Annotated in this window: 24 protein-coding genes; 23 read left to right on the top strand and 1 reads right to left on the bottom strand. The window is 38.2% G+C overall.

The genetic code is table 11. From position 1 onward, the window contains the following. Nucleotides 1-62 precede the first annotated feature (62 nt). From QEZ38_RS08025 to QEZ38_RS08050, 6 genes are all read left to right on the top strand, one after another. Complete coding sequence (locus tag QEZ38_RS08025; protein WP_281335570.1) at nucleotides 63-854, top strand: alpha/beta fold hydrolase; 792 nt, start codon at nucleotides 63-65, stop codon at nucleotides 852-854. Beyond that, nucleotides 835-1,554 (top strand): class I SAM-dependent methyltransferase, encoded by a 720-nt coding sequence (locus tag QEZ38_RS08030; protein ID WP_281335571.1) that lies wholly within the window; start codon nucleotides 835-837, stop codon nucleotides 1,552-1,554. Before QEZ38_RS08025 ends, QEZ38_RS08030 begins: the two co-directional genes overlap by 20 nt. A 276-nt stretch (nucleotides 1,555-1,830) precedes the next feature. Then, entirely contained in the window at nucleotides 1,831-2,712 is an 882-nt protein-coding gene (locus QEZ38_RS08035) for a diacylglycerol/lipid kinase family protein (RefSeq protein ID WP_281335572.1), read from the top strand. 45 nt (nucleotides 2,713-2,757) lie between these two features. After that, nucleotides 2,758-3,636 (top strand): DUF4300 family protein, encoded by an 879-nt coding sequence (locus tag QEZ38_RS08040; protein ID WP_281335573.1) that lies wholly within the window; start codon nucleotides 2,758-2,760, stop codon nucleotides 3,634-3,636. An 81-nt stretch (nucleotides 3,637-3,717) separates the two neighbouring features. Further along, complete coding sequence (locus QEZ38_RS08045) at nucleotides 3,718-4,038, top strand: hypothetical protein (RefSeq protein ID WP_281335574.1); 321 nt, start codon at nucleotides 3,718-3,720, stop codon at nucleotides 4,036-4,038. A gap of 38 nt (nucleotides 4,039-4,076) precedes the next feature. After that, nucleotides 4,077-4,388: a hypothetical protein gene (locus tag QEZ38_RS08050; protein WP_281335575.1), complete on the top strand. Its 312-nt coding sequence runs from the start codon at nucleotides 4,077-4,079 to the stop codon at nucleotides 4,386-4,388. A gap of 52 nt (nucleotides 4,389-4,440) precedes the next feature. Here the strand turns inward: QEZ38_RS08050 and QEZ38_RS08055 are convergent, their stop codons facing one another. Beyond that, the gene (locus QEZ38_RS08055; RefSeq protein WP_281335576.1) at nucleotides 4,441-5,460 is read right to left on the bottom strand and encodes a hypothetical protein; all 1,020 of its coding nucleotides are present in this window, start codon (nucleotides 5,458-5,460) and stop codon (nucleotides 4,441-4,443) included. Between the two features lie 121 nt (nucleotides 5,461-5,581). On the opposite strand from QEZ38_RS08055, the gene QEZ38_RS08060 reads away from it, so the two are divergent. The 17 genes from QEZ38_RS08060 to QEZ38_RS08140 all read left to right on the top strand — a co-directional run bounded on the left by QEZ38_RS08060 (nucleotide 5,582) and on the right by QEZ38_RS08140 (nucleotide 20,757). Beyond that, nucleotides 5,582-6,088: a YfbM family protein gene (locus QEZ38_RS08060; protein ID WP_281335577.1), complete on the top strand. Its 507-nt coding sequence runs from the start codon at nucleotides 5,582-5,584 to the stop codon at nucleotides 6,086-6,088. Between the two features lie 32 nt (nucleotides 6,089-6,120). Then, the gene (locus QEZ38_RS08065) at nucleotides 6,121-6,972 is read left to right on the top strand and encodes a CbrC family protein (RefSeq protein WP_281335578.1); all 852 of its coding nucleotides are present in this window, start codon (nucleotides 6,121-6,123) and stop codon (nucleotides 6,970-6,972) included. 18 nt (nucleotides 6,973-6,990) lie between these two features. Next, complete coding sequence (locus QEZ38_RS08070; RefSeq protein WP_281335579.1) at nucleotides 6,991-7,473, top strand: hypothetical protein; 483 nt, start codon at nucleotides 6,991-6,993, stop codon at nucleotides 7,471-7,473. A gap of 17 nt (nucleotides 7,474-7,490) precedes the next feature. Further along, nucleotides 7,491-8,045: a hypothetical protein gene (locus QEZ38_RS08075; protein WP_281335580.1), complete on the top strand. Its 555-nt coding sequence runs from the start codon at nucleotides 7,491-7,493 to the stop codon at nucleotides 8,043-8,045. Between the two features lie 10 nt (nucleotides 8,046-8,055). Further along, nucleotides 8,056-8,553 carry a hypothetical protein gene (locus QEZ38_RS08080; RefSeq protein WP_281335581.1) on the top strand — a complete coding sequence of 166 codons (498 nt, stop codon included), beginning with the start codon at nucleotides 8,056-8,058 and terminating at the stop codon, nucleotides 8,551-8,553. A gap of 48 nt (nucleotides 8,554-8,601) precedes the next feature. Then, entirely contained in the window at nucleotides 8,602-9,396 is a 795-nt protein-coding gene (locus tag QEZ38_RS08085) for a DUF4261 domain-containing protein (protein WP_281335582.1), read from the top strand. A gap of 43 nt (nucleotides 9,397-9,439) precedes the next feature. Beyond that, nucleotides 9,440-9,907 (top strand): hypothetical protein, encoded by a 468-nt coding sequence (locus QEZ38_RS08090; protein WP_281335583.1) that lies wholly within the window; start codon nucleotides 9,440-9,442, stop codon nucleotides 9,905-9,907. Beyond that, nucleotides 9,900-10,916 (top strand): hypothetical protein, encoded by a 1,017-nt coding sequence (locus tag QEZ38_RS08095; RefSeq protein WP_281335584.1) that lies wholly within the window; start codon nucleotides 9,900-9,902, stop codon nucleotides 10,914-10,916. The genes QEZ38_RS08090 and QEZ38_RS08095 overlap by 8 nt, the downstream gene beginning before the upstream one ends. Nucleotides 10,917-11,515: 599 nt before the next feature. Next, nucleotides 11,516-12,970: an aminotransferase class I/II-fold pyridoxal phosphate-dependent enzyme gene (locus tag QEZ38_RS08100; protein ID WP_281335585.1), complete on the top strand. Its 1,455-nt coding sequence runs from the start codon at nucleotides 11,516-11,518 to the stop codon at nucleotides 12,968-12,970. Then, on the top strand, nucleotides 12,971-13,831 hold the full coding sequence (gene speE, locus QEZ38_RS08105; protein WP_195563095.1) for a polyamine aminopropyltransferase: 861 nt from the start codon (nucleotides 12,971-12,973) through the stop codon (nucleotides 13,829-13,831). Next, nucleotides 13,828-15,087: a saccharopine dehydrogenase family protein gene (locus QEZ38_RS08110; protein ID WP_281335586.1), complete on the top strand. Its 1,260-nt coding sequence runs from the start codon at nucleotides 13,828-13,830 to the stop codon at nucleotides 15,085-15,087. Before speE ends, QEZ38_RS08110 begins: the two co-directional genes overlap by 4 nt. After that, nucleotides 15,087-16,214, top strand: a complete 1,128-nt coding sequence (nspC, locus tag QEZ38_RS08115; protein ID WP_281335587.1) for a carboxynorspermidine decarboxylase — start codon at nucleotides 15,087-15,089, stop codon at nucleotides 16,212-16,214. The genes QEZ38_RS08110 and nspC overlap by 1 nt, the downstream gene beginning before the upstream one ends. After that, nucleotides 16,211-17,296 carry an agmatine deiminase gene (gene aguA / locus QEZ38_RS08120; RefSeq protein ID WP_281335588.1) on the top strand — a complete coding sequence of 362 codons (1,086 nt, stop codon included), beginning with the start codon at nucleotides 16,211-16,213 and terminating at the stop codon, nucleotides 17,294-17,296. The genes nspC and aguA overlap by 4 nt, the downstream gene beginning before the upstream one ends. Nucleotides 17,297-17,305: 9 nt before the next feature. Then, entirely contained in the window at nucleotides 17,306-18,181 is an 876-nt protein-coding gene (gene aguB / locus QEZ38_RS08125; protein WP_281335589.1) for an N-carbamoylputrescine amidase, read from the top strand. 109 nt (nucleotides 18,182-18,290) lie between these two features. Then, entirely contained in the window at nucleotides 18,291-19,067 is a 777-nt protein-coding gene (locus QEZ38_RS08130) for a nucleotidyltransferase domain-containing protein (protein WP_281335590.1), read from the top strand. 8 nt (nucleotides 19,068-19,075) lie between these two features. Next, complete coding sequence (locus QEZ38_RS08135) at nucleotides 19,076-20,128, top strand: hypothetical protein (RefSeq protein ID WP_281335591.1); 1,053 nt, start codon at nucleotides 19,076-19,078, stop codon at nucleotides 20,126-20,128. A 17-nt stretch (nucleotides 20,129-20,145) separates the two neighbouring features. Continuing rightward, nucleotides 20,146-20,757, top strand: a complete 612-nt coding sequence (locus QEZ38_RS08140) for a tetratricopeptide repeat protein (protein ID WP_281335592.1) — start codon at nucleotides 20,146-20,148, stop codon at nucleotides 20,755-20,757. Nucleotides 20,758-20,768: the final 11 nt, after the last annotated feature.

A 20,768-nucleotide genomic window follows, 5' to 3' on the forward strand; every position in this document is an offset into this window, starting at 1 on the left:
ATGGATGGGATAAGTTCTTTAAGGAAAAGGGCTAAAAAAGGAAAGAAATCTGGTGTTGGAAAATGAACATTCTTGATCTTAATTCTAATCAGAAAGAGACGATATTGTTAATTCACCCTATGTTATCTTCTGCTCAAGGGATGAAGTCCCTCATTGCAGATCAGATGGGGCAAGGGTTTAGATATATTATTCCGGATTTGTCGGCGCATGGGCAATCAGCTTCGCTCATCTACGAATCGGCTCTTAAGGAAAGCCAGATGATTTATAATTATCTAAAGGCTCATCATATAAAAGACTTGAGTTTAGCCTTTGGAGCGTCCTTAGGTGGAGTTGTGTTGCTGCAATTATTGAATCATAAGGATATCAGGTTTGGGAAACTTGTTTTTGAAGGAGTTAGTTTATGGATAAATGCGCCCTTGCTTGATGTATTTACTAGGTATTTATTGTTAATAAAGCATAGAAAAGCTCTGCAAAATAGAGATCTTGCTGTTCGTAAGATGGTTGCACTTTATGGAGAAAAAGGAGAGATGATGGCGGATTCTTTCATTGCTATGGATGAAGAAAGCATCAAACATATTTCCCATGATTGTGCCTTCGTAGCTTTGCCTAACCTTACGCCAGAGGAACAACAAAGCTGTGTTTTCTTTTATGGTTCAAAAGAATTCGACTTGATAGCTGCTAAAAAAGTTCTTCCAAAAAAGTATCCTCACGCCACATTTCACATTTGGCAAGGATATGACCACTGTTGCAAGATCACTGAAAATTCGGCAGTTTACTGTAAATTATTAAAAGAAATGATTGTAAAGAAAAATACCAGTTTTAATGAGGTAACACATGACAAGCAAAAAATCTGATCTTGAACATTATAGAAATATGTTAAAACAACCTTGGGGAAAGATACAATATGAAATAACCTTTGCCCAACTCGTTCATTTGGAAGGTAAGAAAATTCTTGATTTTGGATCTGGATTTGGCTTGGTCAGTGAATTTCTTTCTCGCAAGAATCAAGTTATTTCTGTTGAACCTAATGAGGAAATGCTCTATGCCAACTCTTCCACATCCTATGAAAAATTGTGGGGAAGTATTGACCAACTCGCTCGTTTTACGGATAAATCCTTTGATCTTGTCCTTTGCCATAATGTTTTAGAATATATAGATCCTAATGATCGAAAAGACTATCTTCTGGAGTTCAAAAGAATTTTAAAAGATGATGGCTTAATTTCAATTATCAAGCATAATCAAGTTGGAAAAGTTCTACAAAGTGTTGTTTTTGCTAATGAGATCAATCAAGCATTTAGCTTACTCAATGGTGAAAATTTTGAGAGTCCATCTTTTGCAAGTGGTTCTACTTATACGATAGAGGAATTATTAGCTTTGTCTGGTCTTAAATTAGAAAACTATTTGGGGATCCGAACATTTTACAGTCTACAACCAAATGAATTTAAGAGTAAAGAAAACTGGTTAGAAGAAATGACAAAGATTGAACTTGCAGTATGTGATTTAAAACCCTATAAAGATATTAGTTTTTTACAACATTTGTGGCTAAAAAAATAATAGAAGCATAGATTTTGTTTTAAAGTAAAATAAAAACTGATGTATATGAAGAAAGAGTGAACGAGATGATTTCTTCAGTTCGTAACTTGATAAAATTTTTACCACAAATCTATTTTTCCAATTTTGAAAGAAAAATTCTTAGACAGTTCAGGATTGTATCTATTTTAGTTTACTACTTTCAATTTTTGTTTTTAGAAATTTCATTATATAATAAAGTATATCAAAAAAGATATATTGATAGCCTAAAGATGTAAATAGATATTGAGGGGAAAATGAATGCAAAAAATAATGTTGATTATCAATCCAACATCTGGTGGAGAAAAGGCTTTAGATTATAAGGAAAAGTTAGAAAATAAGGCTAAAAAATACTTCGAGCAAGTCGATACCAGAATTACACAAAAAGCGCAAGATGCAACACATTTTGCTGAAGAAGCCTCAAAAGAAAAATATGAGGCAGTTCTCGTATTCGGTGGAGATGGGACAGTCAATGAAGTGATCTCAGGTATCGCTGAAAGAGACTGTATTCCTAAACTAGCGATTATTCCAGGAGGAACTGGAAATCTTATTACAAAGTTATTAGAAATCAATCAAGATATAAATGGTGCTATTGACGAGCTTGATTTTAATTCTACAAATAAGATTGATATCGGAAAATCCAATGGCCACTATTTCGGCTACATTTTTAGTATTGGTTCACTACCAGAAGCCATTCATAACGTTGGAATTGAAGATAAAACAAAGTTTGGTATGCTAGCCTATGCGGTTAATACTGTAAAGTCTGTCGTGACAGATCAAGCATTTAACATTCAAGTCGAAACAGAAAATGGAAATTACATTGGCTCAGCAAGTCACGTTTTAGTTCTCCTCACCAATTATTTTGCTGACAAAAAAATTTTTGAAGAAGATAAGAACGGATATGTCAACGTTCTGATTCTTAAAGATGCATCTATTCTTACTAAATTGTCAGTTATCCCTGATTTATTAAAAGGGGATGTCGTCGTAAATGATAATATCGAGTATATGAAAGCTCGTCATATAAAAATCTCTTCAGATGTTGAGTTGGAAACGGATGTTGATGGAGATAAATCTGATAATCTACCAGTGGAAATTAAGGTACTAGGGCAGCATATCGAAGTCTATTCACAACCGAAAGCATAATCTTATTTACCTTTAACAACAATTTTTTTAAACAAAGGAAAGCCTATGAAATTTAAAAGATTAGCGACTATTGGTCTTTGCTCAACACTCCTTTTGACCTTAGTGGCTTGTAGTCAAGTTCAAAAATCGAGTGATGGAACTACTGATACTTCAATCACTCAAGCACAGTCTAATCAGGTTTCTTGGAAAGCTACTTATAGCAATATGAACAGTAAGCCCAGTGAAGAAGAAGTTCGAAAAGTCTTGGCTGCATATTTGGATGAAGACAGTGTGGATGCATTTTTCAATCTTGTCAATGACTACAATGAAACTGTTGGTTCAGTTGGTTTAACTGGAGATTTTTCTACATTTACCAAAAACGAGTATGACGTAGAAAAGATTAGCAATCTTTGGACACCGAAAAAAGGTGATTTTGTAGGTACCAACTGTCGTATCAACAGTTATTGTTTATTGAGAAATTCCATCGAAATTCCTAAGTTAGAGAAAGATGATTCCCTCTTATTTGTCGATAATGATGCTATTGATAAGGGAAAAGTCTTTGGTGCAGAAGACAAGGATGCCTTTGATATTCTATTCTCAAGAGTCAAGACCGAAGCAATAACTGATGTCAAGGTTCATGCTGCAAAGATGGAGCAGTTCCTTTCTCAATTTAAGTTTAGTGAAAATGCAAGAATGCTATCCGTAGTCGTCCATGATGATCTGGATGGGCAATCCCTCTTTATCGGCCATGTCGGCATACTTGTGCCAAGCGAGGACGGTTATCTCTTTGTCGAAAAGATAACCTTTGAGGAGCCTTATCAAGCTATCAAATTTGCAACCAAGGAAGATTGTTACAAATATCTAGATACAAAATACGAAAACTATACAGGTGAAGGTCTAGCGAAGCCCTTTATTATGGATAATGATAAGTGGGTTCAACTCTAAAAGGATGATTTGCTTAAAGAGTGGGATAAGAAGTTACCAATCGAATGATAGCTAAATTGATATGATTAGAGGACAGCAAGCATGGATGAACATACATTAAGAGTTGTAAAAATTGATAAGGAAGCTATTTTTGAGTTGATCTACGAAACTTTTATAGCGCAAGAGCAAGAACTGCTGGACCTGTCTCCAGTAAATGTTATCAATGATTTTGCTATGGATTGGGAAAAGGGAGAGTTTATCTTTGCAGCACATCTTCAGGAAAATAGTCTGGGAGAATTGAATCCTCTTCCTAATGATATTGATATCCAAGATTTGCTGAAAAAACTACCTGTTACAATAGATTCCGTTCTTGGCAAAGAAGTGATTTATAGAGACTTTTCATTCGACCAATTAAAAAAATAGTATAATAGTAGTGAATAAAATAGTCATAAGGAGACACAATGGATATTAAAGATTTTACAGAAAAAGAACAAGAAATGATTAAAAAGGGACTAACTTTCTCTAAGCTGACCGATAAGGAAACTGCCGATAAAATTATCGCTTTAATTCCTCAAGATATGATTAAACGAATTCCATTTTTTGTTAGAAAACATGCCATTACACGTACTGTTAAGAGAATCTCGCTCGAGTATCCAGAGTTGTATGCTGTAGCTGAACAAGAAGGCCAACTTCCTGAAAAGGAAGGTCAAGAATTGCGACAAATTCTTACAGATATTTTCCAAGAGAAAATGAACAAGCATAAGATTAAGTAGTTTTTAATTAATTACTAAATCTTATACTTGTTCGTATTGAAATGATAGTATTTTATTCCCACATACTGTGTTGGGCTCTGACACCATAGCTATCTAGGGAGCCATCTCTATTAAACTTGGCTTCAATCCGGTATCTTTTCCAGAGGTCGTAATCTGCTGTTTGAATGGTTAGGATAAAGTTGGCATCGGTATCAGAGACATTATAATCAGCAGGATTGACTTCAAAGATATCGATTAATTTTCGTGTTTGAAAATCTTGGAGTTTGAGATTGGCTAGCTTGACATGATTGATGGAAATTTTTTCTAGTTGTTTGCTATCCTTAGGTGTTCTGTAATAGGTGACGACGCAGTTTTTGAGTTGATCAGTATCTCTTCCTATAGGAGTAAGGCTCATAAAGCCATAGGACTGATCATCACGCTTGACTTCGAGAAGCTGATCGTAGTAAAAGTGGTCGTTTTTGGGATTGGTGATGGAAGTCTCTGGACTTTTATCTTCGAAGCTAAAGCCTTTGTCCAAAAGCTCGGAAGCCTTGGTCTCACCGATAATGACAGTAGTATCTTGAATGGTTACTGGAACAGGTTGAGCTGGAAGGCCACTCATCATCATGCAAAACATAAAAACATAACTCGTTAAAAAAGCTGTCCCAATAACAGCGTTTGTTGATGCATAGGCATGACTGTTATGAAAGTTTTTTCTTATAGCTAGTACAACAAATTTTCCAAGACTTTTTAAAATCATACTAACAAGTACGATGAAAAATTGTTTTTTCAAACATTCATAAACTGCTTGCGGGAAGCTATTATCATGATAGTAGAAGCCAGCCAATACGAGTAGATTTACGATTAAATAGATCAGCAAGAACCAATGAATCTCTTTAAGGGCATTAGCATCAGTGATTTCTTCATAGTCAACGTGAATTCTTCCTTGAACAGCATGGCCAAGTTTATAAATCCATTTGGGAATGTCTTTGCCTTTTTTAACCGCAACTACAAGTCTAATATAGAGATAGATGGTAAAGGATAAGGATAGAAAGAAAAGAGCATAAAAACCTAAAATAATAGTAGTGAACATGACTACTTCCCCCGTTTTTCAATTGCTAGAGACCAATTTTGTTAGCTCCATTATAGCATTTTCTAGGGAAATAGAGCTAGAAACATCCGTATGATACTAACAGATTCAAAGGAGAAAAATCATGGGAATGATTGCCAATTATCAATATTTACCAGACGATAAATTAAAACAAATAAAGCTACTTTCTAATGAGGAAGATGACTTGCTGGACCTAGCGGAAGATTATGCAGAAGAATATGAAATTTTTCTGGATATCGATAAAATGTGGGATGCCTTGGTCTTTGTCTTGACAGGATTTAGTAGTTCAGAATTTTTGGACGACAATCCCTTGAGAGAAGCGGTTTTAGGGGTGACTCCTCTAGAGGATGTATCTGAATATATCGCCTATACTGAAAAAAACAAGATATCCAAGATTGTAGAAGCTTTAGAAAGTTTTGACATGGATAGGGCTATGACTGACTTTAGTATGGAAGCCTGTAAGAAAGCGGATTTGTATCCTGATATTTGGGATTATCTTGAGGAAGAGGAAGAAATCAAGGATGACATTTTAGCCTGCTTTGTCAAAATGAAAGACTTTTACAAGGAAATCTTAAACCACAAGGGAAATGTCCTAGTCACTATTTGTTAAGATTTTATGTCATCCATTAGAAAGGTAGTTCCATGAATCCATTTCTAGAAAAATATATTACATTAAAAAAGCAATACCTGGACCAAGATGGAAAGCCTTCAAGTGTTACGGCTCTCTATGATTTGGCTGATGAATTAGCTAAGTCTGATGATTTAGAAGCGAAGAAAGTCTTAGTTGACCTCTATGAGCAATTGGGTCTCTACACTAGCGCCTATAGCTTATTTACTGAAATCTTAGACAAACCTGATCGAAAACAGATAAAGAAACTGAGCCGTTTACAAGAAATGAGTCAGAGTCATGGCGATCGTTTTGCCCTTCCTCGTCCCCTAAGAAAAGAAGAGAAGAAGCAGAGGCAGGACCTGTTAAAAGACTTACCCCATTTTCTTTATCATCCAGATCCCTTAGCTACAGGTTCATTTGTTGAAGGAGAAGCCAAGGTTTGTCCATCTTGTGGGAAAGAAAGCAATGTTTATTATGCCCTTATACCTTATAGTATCGAGGATATAGAATACCTTTGCCCAATGTGCATTGCAAACGGTCAAGCGGCTAAGAAATTCGATGCGGAATTTATCCAAGATGCCGAGTGGCAGGGTGAATTGGATCCAGAAAAGAATCAGCTGCTTTTTTGTCAGACCCCAGGCTACTTTAGTTGGCAGGGAGAATATTGGCTTTCTTGTTGCCAAGATTATTGTGCTTACTTGGGTACAGTTGGAACTAGAGAATTGAAGGCCATGGGAATCGCTGAGCAAGTCTTGGCAGACTATGAAGCGCGTGAAGAATATCAAGAGGTAGAAGACTACTTGGTCAAAGACGGACCTATCTGTGGTTACCTTTTCAGATGTCTCCATTGTCAAAAATACCAGATCTGGGTTGATGCAGATTAAATCGGATTGTGATTCACTATGAAAATTAAAGAGAAGACTATGGAAGAACTAGAAGTATTCGAAGCTGCCTCCAAAGATTTATTAGATACTATGCAGGGATTTAAAGACAATCTATCTGCTCAATTTCCCCTATTAGATAGTGATAACTGGCAGTATGATAAGGGATCGATAAAAGTTTGTAGGGCTGATGAGTCAGGATTCAAAAAAAGATGTAGGGTCGGAATCAGCTACAACTTGAAAGTCTCCCTATTAAACGAAGATGCCGAGCAAATCTGGTTACTGTTCAAAGACTGGTTCAATGCTAGCAGATTGGGTCAAGTTGAAAGAAATCCTAATAATGAGAATTTGGGAAGATATGCCTTTTCAGCAAGTTCCCCTCTAGGTGATCAGGTAGATTGTTCGATTTATTTGCCCAATGAGTGGAATATCCCTCAGATTAGCTTTTCGGGCTATCTAACAGCTCGCTATAGGGCTTGTGATCTTGATAAATCGCAAGAATAAGACGGAGGTTTTTAGAAATGAGAAAGATTGATTGGGACAAGATAAAGACTCGCTTAGATGCCTTGCTGGTTATTGATGAGTATCTGACCGATCCGAGTGAAGATTGGCTCAGACTCGTGATTAAGACTGAGGAAGACTATGGACTCCGCTACCTTATTGACAATGGCTCTGGTGATTCTTTGGATGTGATTTTGACTGATAAAATGATCCTTATAAAAGGCTTTGATCATGAGAGTAGTTTAAACCAGTTTGCTGCTGACGAGTGGGATCAAGACGTCATTGATGGTTTTTATGAAGGACTGGATGAAAAGGATCTCTTACTTTATTCAGAAGACCAAAAAGATGAAACAACCTTCTTTATCTGGTATGACGGTCATGCGCATCAATACACTTACCAAGATCAGGATGGCGGAGAATGGTTGCTCTCTTACCTTTTTGATAGCTTTGAGAGATTTCATGAGTTTGTGACAGACTATTATGAAATTACAGTTGATAAAGATTTACTTGAGAAACTCTACATGGAAGGACAACTTTCAGACCTAGAATTAAACCAATTAATCCAGAAAAATTAAGAGGTTTATCATGAGAGTAAACTATAAAAATACCCCTGAAAACTATCGAGCTATGGTGGAAATAATCATCCCACCCTTGCTTAATTTACTCAAAAGTTTAACCTTGTTAGAAGAGGAAATTTTTGAGCGTAACAGAGCACTGGATAAGGAAAAAGAAGGACTTGGCATCCCAGCAAATCAGCTTCATCCCAAGTGGAATGAACTTATGGATGACTATTTTCAGAGACAAATGCAGCTTCTAACTGGACGAGTGACTCAAAAATGCTTGGAAGGAGGAGTTCGAAATTCTTATGGATCCCCAAGTGAGTATAACTATGTTCAAACGAATGATTTTTCTGTAGATTTTATCATGACAAAAGCTGAAGAAGCAAGAGTCATCACCCATTATCAAGAAGCTTTAGAAATGAAGCATCAGTTTGTACTTAGATTGGTAGATGGAAATTGGCTACTTGATGAGAAATTCTACGGTTTTGATGATGAGGAAACTTGGTATCTCGACTCACTTTGACCAAGATAGCTTTGCTTCCCAACTGATATGAAATAAAGGAGAAGTCCTATGAATTTTTTAAAAAATCTATTTACTAGTAAGAAAGAAAAATCAGAGAAGAAAAAACAACTGATCTTGTCCATGCCCCTCTTCAAAGGCAATCAAGCCTATTCTTTAGACCAAGTTATTCAGGAATTGAAATCTCATTGGGGGCTTCAAGTTTCCGAAATTTCTGGGGATGATTCTAGTGCAACCTTTGAGATTGATGGTGCTCTCGTTGCGCTGGCTTTAATGGATTTGCCTATCCCAAGTCAAGAATTTGAAGAATTGTATGCCTATTCTTACCTCTGGCAGGATGTTGAGAAGGAAACACAGGAGCACACACAACACGCCATTGTTTCTATTTTGTCTGACAATCTTTCGCCAGTAGAAACTTATTCCTTATTAACTAAAGTCAATGCCTCTATCCTAAAAACTAGTCAATCAGCTATTGGTATTTATCAGGGGTCTGCCACCTTGCTCTTATCCAAAGATCTTTATCTAGACCTGGCTGACCTTTTGAAAGAAGAAATGCTTCCCCTTCAACTTTGGATTTATATGGGCATTATCAACCAGGGAGATAAAACTAGTATTTACACTTATGGTTTGAAAGAGTTTGGAAAAACTGAGATTGAAATTATCGAGTCTTCTATGAATAGCGATGACTTATATTATTTCCTCTTGTCTATTCTTCAGTATGTTTTAGGCAGTGATGTCACCTTAAAGGACGGTGAAACCATTGGCTTTTCAGAAGATCAAAAAATAAAAATCACTGAGTCAAAAGCAGTCTTTTTGGAAGGAAATTCCTTGAAATTAGATGTTTAAACCATGATTTATATTTGAATATCCTTCTTAGATTGGGGATTTTATGAAGCGTGATATAAAAAAGTATTATCTCTACCGATTTCTGGCCTATAGATTTGAAAAACTCTCTTGTAAGAATCCAAGTCTCAAGGAAATAAAACCAGAGAAGAGAGAAAAAATCGTTCTAGAGGCTACTCGAACTAGTCAAAAGATTATTCTAGTCTTAGGAATTCTTTATGTTTTTCTAAATTCTGCTTTGTTCATTTACCTTAAGACCAGTGATTTCCAAAATCCTTTGTTTATGATGTATACTGACTATATCGACTATTTGGGTCAGCTGATAAACGGAGAATGGGGCGGTAGTTGGCGTCAAAAGAAAGCTAGTTTTTTGATGATCGCTATACTGGCTTTACCGATTGTACTGATAGAAGGTGGCCCCTTCTTCTTGCTGGTTTTATTAGTTGGGAATTGGACATTAAAGAGAAAGATAAGATTTGAGAGAGAACATAAAGGAGTAGAGAGCCATGGCTAGAACGGCGATAATAGGTACTTTAATAGTTTTTGCAATCTTTAATCTGCTACTTGGTCTGGGGTTTTATCTCTTTCTAAAAAAGAGGAAAGAGAATGGGCAGTCATTGTACGAAACGCCTGTAAACCAACAAACTCGAACAGAAAAACTGGGTCTAGGTGAGATTTTAGTCTACCTGTCCCTGATTGCAATCGCCGGGATCTTTGCTTTTCAGACCTTAAATAGAGGTGGTGTTGGGAATTCTATTTTAGCCAAAATGATCCTTCTACCTGCTCTAATGGCCCTTTTCAATGCAAGAAAAAGGACTGGAAAGTCTTTACTTGCCCTCCTTATAACCTTTATGGTCTTTCTGGTAGGAGTCATGTTTAATCTCACGATTGGTTTGCCACCTCAAGCACCAATTTTGCAAATTAATGAAAGTAAAATCATTTTAGCAGAAACTAAAGCCAGTGAGCTGATGAATGCTGGATTTGACATCTATATAAGACAGGGCGATGGTGCTAGCGACTACGAAGAGCTCTTGACAGAGGGAAGTTTCCAAAAGTATCCAGGCGATAAATCAGTTACTATCGAAAAAGGCTTCAGACTTGATAGCAATGCTGTTCCTTACGCTCCCTATCTCCTGGCAAAAGATGGAATAGTACTGGGCAGTATTTCCTTTTACGGTGCTGAGGACCAGGATGTGGCTTTAGAAGATTCTAAGATTATTCAGGTTCGATTTAACAAGGAAAGTATTGAGGCAGCTAAAAAACATTCTATCACTCTCAAATTAGATGAACTTGACTTGACTACTCGACTGGATGTTTCTCTTGTTCAAGAAACTTTTAAAAAGCATCTATGGTCAATTCCCCCATCACATACAAGTGATGTCACTCAATTGTGGTATGGATTAAAGTGGTCCAGCAACAGTGACTCTCTATTTTGGAATGAGTATTATAGTCTCATCCGTCTAGATGAAAATTACTTGATGACTGATTTTGAGCTAGCTGTTCAAGTAGCACGAGATGAGTAGATAGGGTTTTGAATAGTTGATTATGCTTATGATTCATTAAAAGAAACTAATCTGTTTAGTTTCTTTTTTTGTTTTTTGATTTAAATTTAAAACGATTTCTATTTTGAAACTAAAGCAATTTCACGAACAAAATGTCAAATTGTTTTAAAAAAGTTCTAAAAATACTTTACAAGCCTCTGAAAACATGTTATAGTAATAAAGCTTAGAAAATGAGATGATGTTTTCTAGCAAATATAAACCCGAGTAAAAAATGCCTACGGACAGGCAGGGTTGAATGCCGAAGCGTGGTTGAAAAGCCACATTATTGATAGGGTTAAAAGCCTACTTTTATAAGTTGATGTTAGAACACTTGTCCTAATTCGTATAGATTTGTTAGTGTGGTGAAAGCACACGTCATCTTGTGAAACGGTCAATAAAGTACGTAATATTTGCTACTAGAGAGTTAGGAAACATCAGGAACAGACATACTCAAAAGAAACAAACATAAACACGTCAGTAGATTGTAGAGCAGGTGCCAACCTGCTCTTTTTTCATAAGTATCCTTGGCGCCTAAGTTAAATTAAGGTGTGAAAAATACAGTAAAGGAGTATGTCTTTATAATGTTAAATCAGAACCAAGCTCCCATTTATGAGGGGTTAGTTAAGTTACGAAAAAAAAGGATTGTACCTTTTGATGTGCCAGGTCATAAGCGTGGCCGTGGGAATCCAGAGTTAGTTGAACTTTTAGGGGAAAAATGCGTTGGTATTGATGTCAATTCTATGAAGCCCTTGGACAATCTTGGGCATCCTATTTCGATTATCAGAGATGCAGAAGAGCTAGCAGCAGAGGCTTTTGGAGCTGCCCATGCCTTTTTAATGATTGGCGGGACAACCTCATCCGTGCAAACCATGATTCTTTCCACCTGTAAAGCAGGGGATAAAATCATCCTACCACGAAATGTCCATAAATCAGCCATCAATGCACTCGTTTTATGTGGAGCTATTCCCATCTATATCGAGATGAGTGTGGATCCCAAAATCGGTATTGCTTTGGGGCTTGAAAATGATCGTGTGGCACAAGCTATTAAGGACCATCCGGATGCCAAGGCTATCCTAATCAACAATCCTACCTACTATGGTATTTGTTCAGATCTTAAGGGGCTAACAGAGATGGCCCACGCTGCAGGAATGAAAGTCTTAGTAGACGAGGCTCACGGTGCTCATCTCCACTTTACAGATAAACTTCCTTTATCTGCTATGGATGCAGGAGCAGATATGTCAGCAGTGTCTATGCATAAGTCTGGTGGTAGCTTGACACAAAGTTCACTTCTTTTAGTTGGGGATCAGATGAATCCTGAGTATGTGCGTCAAATCATTAACCTGACCCAATCAACATCAGCATCCTATTTGTTAATGTCTAGTTTGGATATTTCACGCCGCAATCTAGCCCTTCGTGGTAAAGAGTCATTTGAGAAGGTCATTGAGCTATCTGAGTATGCTCGTCGTGAAATCAATGCCATCGGTGGCTACTATGCCTACTCAAAAGAGTTAGTAGATGGCGTGACCGTTTGTGATTTTGACGTGACCAAGCTTTCAGTCTACACTCAGGGAATTGGTTTAACAGGTATTGAAGTTTATGACCTCTTACGGGATGAATATGACATTCAGATTGAGTTTGGTGATATTGGCAATATCTTGGCCTACATTTCGATTGGGGACCGTATCCAAGATATTGAGCGCTTGGTTGGTGCTCTGGCTGACATCAAGAGACTCTACTCAAGAGATGGGAAGGACTTGATTGCTGGAGAATATATCCAACCTGAGTTAGTGCTGTCTCCTCAGGAAGCCTTCTATTCAGAGAGAAGAAGTTTAACCCTGGACGAGTCCGTTGGGCAAGTCTGTGGGGAATTTGTCATGTGTTACCCTCCAGGAATTCCAATCCTAGCGCCCGGTGAACGCATTACACAAGGTCTTGTCGATTATATTCAATTTGCCAAAGAACGTGGTTGTTCTCTCCAAGGAACGGAAGATCCAGAGGTCAACCACATTAATGTCATTGAGAGAAAGGAGAACTAAATGGATTTATGGTTTTCTGAAGTTCATACTCCAGATGTGAAATTGTCTTTGAGAACAGCTAAGCAACTTTACGCAGGTAAAAGTGAATGGCAGGATATTGAAGTTTTAGATACGCCAGCTTTTGGAAAGATTTTGATTTTAAATGGGCACGTCTTGTTCTCAGATGCAGATGACTTTGTCTACAACGAAATGACAGTTCACGTTCCTATGGCCGTCCATCCCAATCCAAAGAAAGTCTTGGTTATTGGGGGTGGTGACGGTGGTGTTGCCCAAGTATTAACTCTCTACCCAGAATTGGAACAAATCGATATTGTAGAACCAGATGAGATGCTGGTTGAGGTTTGTCGAGAATACTTCCCAGAATTTGCTGCTGGTCTAGATGATCCTCGTGTTACCATCTACTACCAAAATGGGCTTCGCTTTTTACGAAACTGCGAAGATGATTACGATATCATTATCAATGATGCGACTGATCCATTTGGCCATACGGAAGGGCTCTTTACTAAGGAATTTTACGGCAATAGTTATAGGGCTCTTAAAGAGGACGGAATCATGATCTATCAGCATGGTAGTCCCTTCTTTGACGAAGATGAGTCAGCTTGTCGAAGCATGCACCGTAAGGTTAATCAAGCCTTTCCAATCAGTCGAGTTTATCAGGCACATATCCCTACCAGTCCTGCAGGCTATTGGTTATTTGGGTTTGCTTCGAAAAAATACCACCCTGTCAAAGATTTTGACAAGGAAGGTTGGAAAAAACGCCAGCTTTTCACAGAATACTACACTGCAAACCTACATATTGGTGCCTTTATGTTGCCTAAGTATGTAGAAGACATTTTAGAAGAAGAGGAAGGAAGAAAATGAGTCGTTTATTAGTTATCGGATGTGGGGGCGTTGCCCAGGTTGCTATTTCAAAGATTTGTCAAGACAGAGAAACTTTTAAAGAGATTATGATTGCTAGCCGTACCAAGTCAAAATGCGATGACTTGAAGGCTAAATTAGAAGGTAAAACAAATACTAAAATTGAGACAGCTGCTCTTGATGCTGACAAGGTAGAAGAAGTGATTGCCTTGATCGAAAGCTACAAACCAGAAGCTGTTTTGAACGTAGCACTACCATACCAAGACTTGGCCATCATGGATGCTTGTTTGGCAACAGGAGTCCACTATATCGATACTGCCAACTATGAGGCTGAGGATACAGAAGACCCTGAATGGCGAGCTATTTATGAGAAACGTTGTAAGGAACTTGGTTTTACAGCCTACTTTGACTACTCATGGCAATGGGCTTACCAAGAAAAATTCAAAGAAGCAGGCTTGACTGCTCTACTTGGTTCTGGTTTTGACCCAGGGGTAACCAGCGTCTTTTCAGCGTACGCCCTCAAGCACTATTTTGATGAAATCCACTATATCGACATTTTAGACTGTAATGGTGGGGACCACGGTTATCCATTTGCGACAAACTTTAACCCAGAAATCAATCTACGTGAAGTTTCTGCACCAGGTTCTTACTGGGAAGATGGAAAATGGGTAGAAGTCGAAGCTATGTCTATCAAACGTGAGTATGATTTCCCTCAAGTTGGGCAAAAAGACATGTATCTTCTTCACCACGAAGAAATTGAATCTTTGGCCAAAAACATTCCCGGAGTTAAACGCATTCGCTTCTTTATGACTTTTGGCCAATCTTATCTAACTCACATGAAATGCTTGGAAAACGTTGGGCTCCTTCGTACAGATGCTATTAATTTTAACGGACAAGAAATCGTACCAATCCAATTCTTGAAAGCCTTGCTTCCAGATCCTGCAAGCCTTGGCCCACGTACTGTTGGTAAAACTAATATTGGATGTATCTTTTCAGGTGTCAAAGATGGCGTTGAAAAGACAATCTACATTTACAATGTTTGCGACCATCAGGAGTGCTATGCAGAGGTTGGTTCACAAGCCATTTCTTATACAACAGGTGTTCCTGCTATGATTGGGACAAAATTAGTGATGGATGGTACATGGAAACAGCCTGGAGTTTATAACCTTGAAGAGTTGGATCCAGACCCATTCATGGAAGCTTTGAATAAATACGGTTTGCCATGGGTTGTGGTAGAAAACCCACAAATGGTGGACTAATGAAGTTAGATCAAGTACCAACGCCAGCCTATGTCATTGATTTAGCAAAACTAGAAGAAAATTGTAGCATTCTGCAAGAGGTTCAGGAAAAGGCAGGTTGTAAGGTTTTGCTAGCTCAAAAGGCTTATTCTCTCTATAAAACCTATCCTTTAATTAGCCAGTATCTATCAGGTACGACGGCTAGTGGACTCTATGAGGCTAAGTTAGCTAGAGAAGAGTTTCCGGGGGAAGTCCATGTATTTGCGCCTGCTTTCAAGGAATCAGATATGGAAGAGTTACTGCAAATATCTGATCATATTGTTTTTAACTCAGAGAGACAACTACGAAAATATGGTCAACGTTGTCGTGAGGCTGGTATCAGTGTGGGTCTTCGCATCAATCCTCAATGTTCAACGCAGGGTGACCACGCGCTTTATGATCCTTGTGCTCCTGGCTCTCGTTTTGGAGTGACTTCAGACAAGATACCAAGTGATTTATTGGAGTTGGTTGACGGACTTCATTTTCATACCCTCTGTGAGCAAGGGGCAGATGATTTACAAACGACTTTGAAAGCAGTAGAAGACCAGTTTGGTGCCTATTTGCACCAAGTTAAATGGCTCAATATGGGTGGTGGTCATCATATTACGAGAGATGACTATGATGTGGACTTACTGATTTCTGAGATTAAACGAATTCGAGAAACTTATAACCTTGATGTCTATATCGAACCAGGTGAAGCTATTGCCCTTAATGCGGGCTGTCTAGCGACAGAAGTCTTAGATATTGTTGAAAACGGGATTGAGACCTTGGTGTTAGATGCTTCAGCAAGTTGTCATATGCCAGATGTCCTTGAGATGCCTTATCGCCCCCCATTGAGAGATGGATTTGAAGCGCAAGAAAAACCTTATACTTATAGACTCTCTTCAAATACTTGCCTGACAGGGGATATCATTGGGGATTACAGCTTTGAAAAACCGATTGAAATCGGTGATCGCCTCTATTTTGAAGACATGGCTATTTACTCCTTTGTCAAAAATAATACCTTTAACGGCATTGGACTTCCAAGTTTGTATCTCATGGATAAAGAGGGTGAGTGCAGTCTAGTCAAAGCATTTGGCTACCAAGACTTTAAGGAGAGATTATCATGATGGACAGCCCAAAGAAATTAGGTTATCGTATGCCTGCAGAGTATGAACCCCATCATGGGACTCTCATGATATGGCCTACTCGACCAGGTTCTTGGCCATTTGAAGGCAAGGCCGCTAAAGCAGCTTTTAGCCGGATTATCAAAACCATTGCTCAAGGGGAAACAGTCTACCTTTTGGTGGAACAAGACTATCTATCTGAAGCACAATCTTATCTTGGAGACAAGGTTGTTTATCTAGATATTCAGACAAATGATGCCTGGGCTCGTGATACTGGTCCGACAATTCTCCTCGATGATCAAAGGGAAAAGTTGGCGGTAGATTGGTCTTTCAATGCCTGGGGTGGTGCTGTTGACGGTCTCTACCAAGACTATGAAGCAGATGACCAAGTAGCTAGTCGTTTTGCTGAGGAGTTGGAAATACCTGTTTACGATGCCAAACCATTTGTACTGGAAGGCGGAGCTATTCATAGTGACGGTCAAGGAACCATTCTTGTCACAGAAAGCTGTTTGCTCAGTCCTGGTCGTAATCCTCACCTGACTAAAGAGGAGATTGAAGAGACCTTACTAGAGAGTCTTGGTGCTGAAAAAGTTATCTGGTTGCCTTACGGTATTTATCAAGACGAAACAAATGAACACGTCGACAATGTTGCTGCCTTTGTAGGTCCTGCAGAGCTTGTTTTAGCTTGGACGGACGACCAAGAAGATCCTCAGTATGCCATGTCTGCAGCAGATCTAGCTCTTTTAGAGAAGGAAACTGATGCAAAAGGCCGGAATTTCACTATTCATAAACTTCCAATCCCAGCTATTCATCAAGTAGTTACAGAGGAGGATTTGCCGGGCTATACTTATGAAGAAGGCGAAGAGGAGCGTTATGCAGGTGAAAGACTAGCAGCTTCCTATGTGAATTTTTACATTGCTAATAAGTCTGTCTTGGTTCCACAATTTCAGGATGAAAACGACCAAGTTGCCTTGAATATTCTGAGCCAGTGTTTCCCAGACCGTGATGTTGTCGGAATTCCTGCAAGAGATATTCTATTAGGTGGTGGAAATATCCACTGTATTACCCAACAAATTCCAGAATAGGAGAAAAAGATGAGAAATGTAACGGTTGCAGCCATTCAGATGCAATGCGCTAAGGATGTGGAAACCAATATCCAAACAGCTGAACGTTTAGTCCGTCAAGCTGCTGAGCAAGGAGCCCAAATTATTCTCTTGCCTGAATTATTTGAACGTCCCTATTTCTGTCAAGAGCGTCAGTATGACTACTACCAGTATGCCCAGTCGGTAACAGAAAATACGGCTATTCAGCATTTTAAAGGAATTGCCAAGGAGCTTAAAGTCATTTTACCCATTAGTTTCTATGAAAAAGATGGTAATGTCTTATACAATTCTATTGCTGTCATTGATGCAGATGGAGAAGTGCTGGGCGTTTATCGGAAGACTCATATCCCAGATGACCATTATTATCAGGAGAAATTCTTTTTCACACCTGGAAATACTGGTTTCAAGGTCTGGGACACTCGCTACGCCAAGATTGGAATTGGGATCTGTTGGGATCAATGGTTCCCTGAAACAGCCCGTTGTCTTGCACTAAATGGAGCAGAATTACTCTTTTATCCGACAGCTATTGGATCCGAGCCTATTTTAGATACAGATAGTTGTGGTCATTGGCAACGTACCATGCAAGGGCATGCAGCAGCAAATATTGTGCCAGTTATTGCTGCTAATCGTTATGGTTTGGAAGAAGTCTCTCCTTGTGAGGAAAATGGGGGGCAAAGTTCTAGTCTTAATTTCTACGGTTCATCCTTTATGACTGATGAAACAGGAGCTATTTTAAGTCAAGCAGAACGACAAGGCGAAGCTATCTTGTTAACTACTTATGACCTTGACAAGGGAGCAAATGAGCGCCTGAATTGGGGTCTCTTTAGAGACAGAAGACCAGACATGTATAAAGATATTGTCAGATGAAAAAAGCCTATTGTAGGCTTTTTTCTGTACATACTATAATAATTTTTTGATAATGTCCTAGGATTCTGATAAAATGGGGTATAAGAAATTAATAAGAAAGAGAAGCACCATGCAAACACAAGAAGAAATGAATATTCTGGTACCTGAAAAACTAGCGGAAATTGAACGTGATTATGATGTTACCGTATTGTGGGCAATTGAGTCTGGCAGTCGCGCTTGGGGCTTTGAGTCTCCGGATAGTGACTTTGATGTGCGTTTCATTTACAAGCATAAGCAAGATTTTTATCTTAGTTTGAACGATCATCGCGATGTCATAGAACTACCAATTGACGATACCTGGGATGTGAGTGGCTGGGATTTGGACAAGGCTTTAAAGTTGCTTTATAAGTCAAATCCAACTCTCTTTGAGTGGTTACAGTCGCCAATCGTTTACCAGCAAGACGAAGGCTTTATTGACCGTATTCGTCCGCTTGTTAGTCAGTATTTTTCAGAGAAAAAGATGCTCCACCATTACTTGAATACTGCTAGAACTCAAATGAATAAGTATCTTTCAGGAGACAAGGTCAAACCTAAAAAGTACTTCTATGCTCTGCGTCCAATTTTAGCCTGTCGTTGGATAGAAAAATATCATTCTGTTCCACCGATTTTATTTGATGATTTAGTGAAAGAATTGCTTCCTGATGAAATGAAAGAGCATGTGTCTAGATTGCTTGATATCAAGATAAATGGACCTGAAGGTATGGAAATTGAGCCGATTAAGCCCATCCAGGACTACATCACCAAAAATATACAAGAACTAGACGATTACATCCAAAGTGTTACCGAGGAGAAGAAAGACTGGGAAGCTCTCAATCATTTTTTCCTTGAAGAATTAAGTCGTGACTGAGGTTAGATATGGGAAAATGGACATGTAGATGTGGTCAAACAATGAACGACCACCAAGCGTTCAATCTAAATATTTATTCGGTTTATTCGGATGAGTTGCTTGAGGATATTTTTAACAATACTGATGAACATGATAGAATTTCCTATGAAGACATTTCGGAGGCTTCCTTCTATATGTGGAAATGCCCAAATTGTGGTAGTTTTATGGTCTTTGGTGAAGAGGATAATAAAGATTGTTTCACTTTTTATGAGCGCCAGACCAGTGCAAAAGCTGAACCACTTTTCGATCCTGATCAGGAGTTAAATATCGTTGTCGTTGAGTTTCAAGAAGGTGGAAATGGTTATACTTATATCTGTGACGACCCAACTATTCATGTCGGGCATGGTGTGATTGTTCCAACCGGGAAGGAAAATACTGAAAAAACTGCTTTAGTTGTCCAGAAGTATCATGCCCTACCAAAGGATATCACTTTTCCCGTTGAAAAGTTAAAAAGGGTTATCCGTAGGTATTCTATTTTTGATCCTGAGACTTCAAAAATAGTTTGTAAAAATATACTTGAGCATGGAAGAATTTTAAATGCTTGCTCGAAAAAAGTAAAAATAGAGTCTAAACAAATTTACCATGCAATCAAAACTCCTCTAGGCTATTTTTGGTTGGAGTTAAATAGAGTTCCAATTCCGATGAAAATCACACAAATTCAAGTACAAGATAAAAAGTATCAGGTTGATGGAGCCTTTTATATAAAGCCTGCCAAGGTAAACTACAGAAAATTGTTAGAACTTGAATTATGTGCAGATTTTGATATTGACGCCTCTCGTTGGATTGACGTTCTATCAGATGAAAATGTTTGGGGAAATACTTGGGAATTAAATGACCTTCAATTTGGAATTACTGCAGGAGAGTCCACAGAATTTGAAGATGAAGTTGTTGCAAGAAAATTTAGCCGTATCCCACTTTATTATGACTGGCATCCAGAATTTGAAGATTATTATGGCTTCAGTATAGCCTGGAAAAAATACGAGTCTGATAGTGATTTGTCGATTAATTTCTATACAACATAAGCTAGAGGAGAATAAGCATGAATCAAGCCTGGGAATTATTGTTTGAAGAGAAGATTGATGAGGCCAAGAAATTAGTCTCAGAAACCTTCTTGTTAGAAACTTGTAAGGATTATAGCCTTCTCAATTTAATGGGGTATATTAAGCTCTTTGAAAAAGATTACAAAGAAGCTTTGCTGATTTATCAAAACTATCTAGATGTGGCAATTTCAAGTCAGGATAAAGAAAACGAACATATCGGCTATCACCAGTTAGCCATGGTTTATCGTGAAATGAATGACTATCAAACGGCTCTTAGCTATATAGAAAAAGAGCGAGAAGTTATTGAAGATTCTTTTTCAGAGGATGCACTCAAATCTTCTGTCAATAATTATGAGCAAGGTTATTTACGATTAAAACTAGGGGAAATAGCAAAAGCAATCATGTATATGGAACAGTCCTTAAAGCAAGCATTACAAACAGATGATCTGATAGCTCAAGCCTGTTCCTATAGAGGTTTAGGTGAGATTTATTCTGCTGAAAATTCAGAAAAATTGCAAGAGAATTTTTTACAAGCTATTGAACTTTTTGAAAAAGCAGGAGATCAGGTCGGAGCCCGAGAAGTTAAAAACTTACTAAACAAGAAAAAGTAGCCCACTCAGGC

This window comes from Streptococcus taonis, assembly GCF_029948085.1.
Lineage (GTDB): Bacteria > Bacillota > Bacilli > Lactobacillales > Streptococcaceae > Streptococcus > Streptococcus taonis.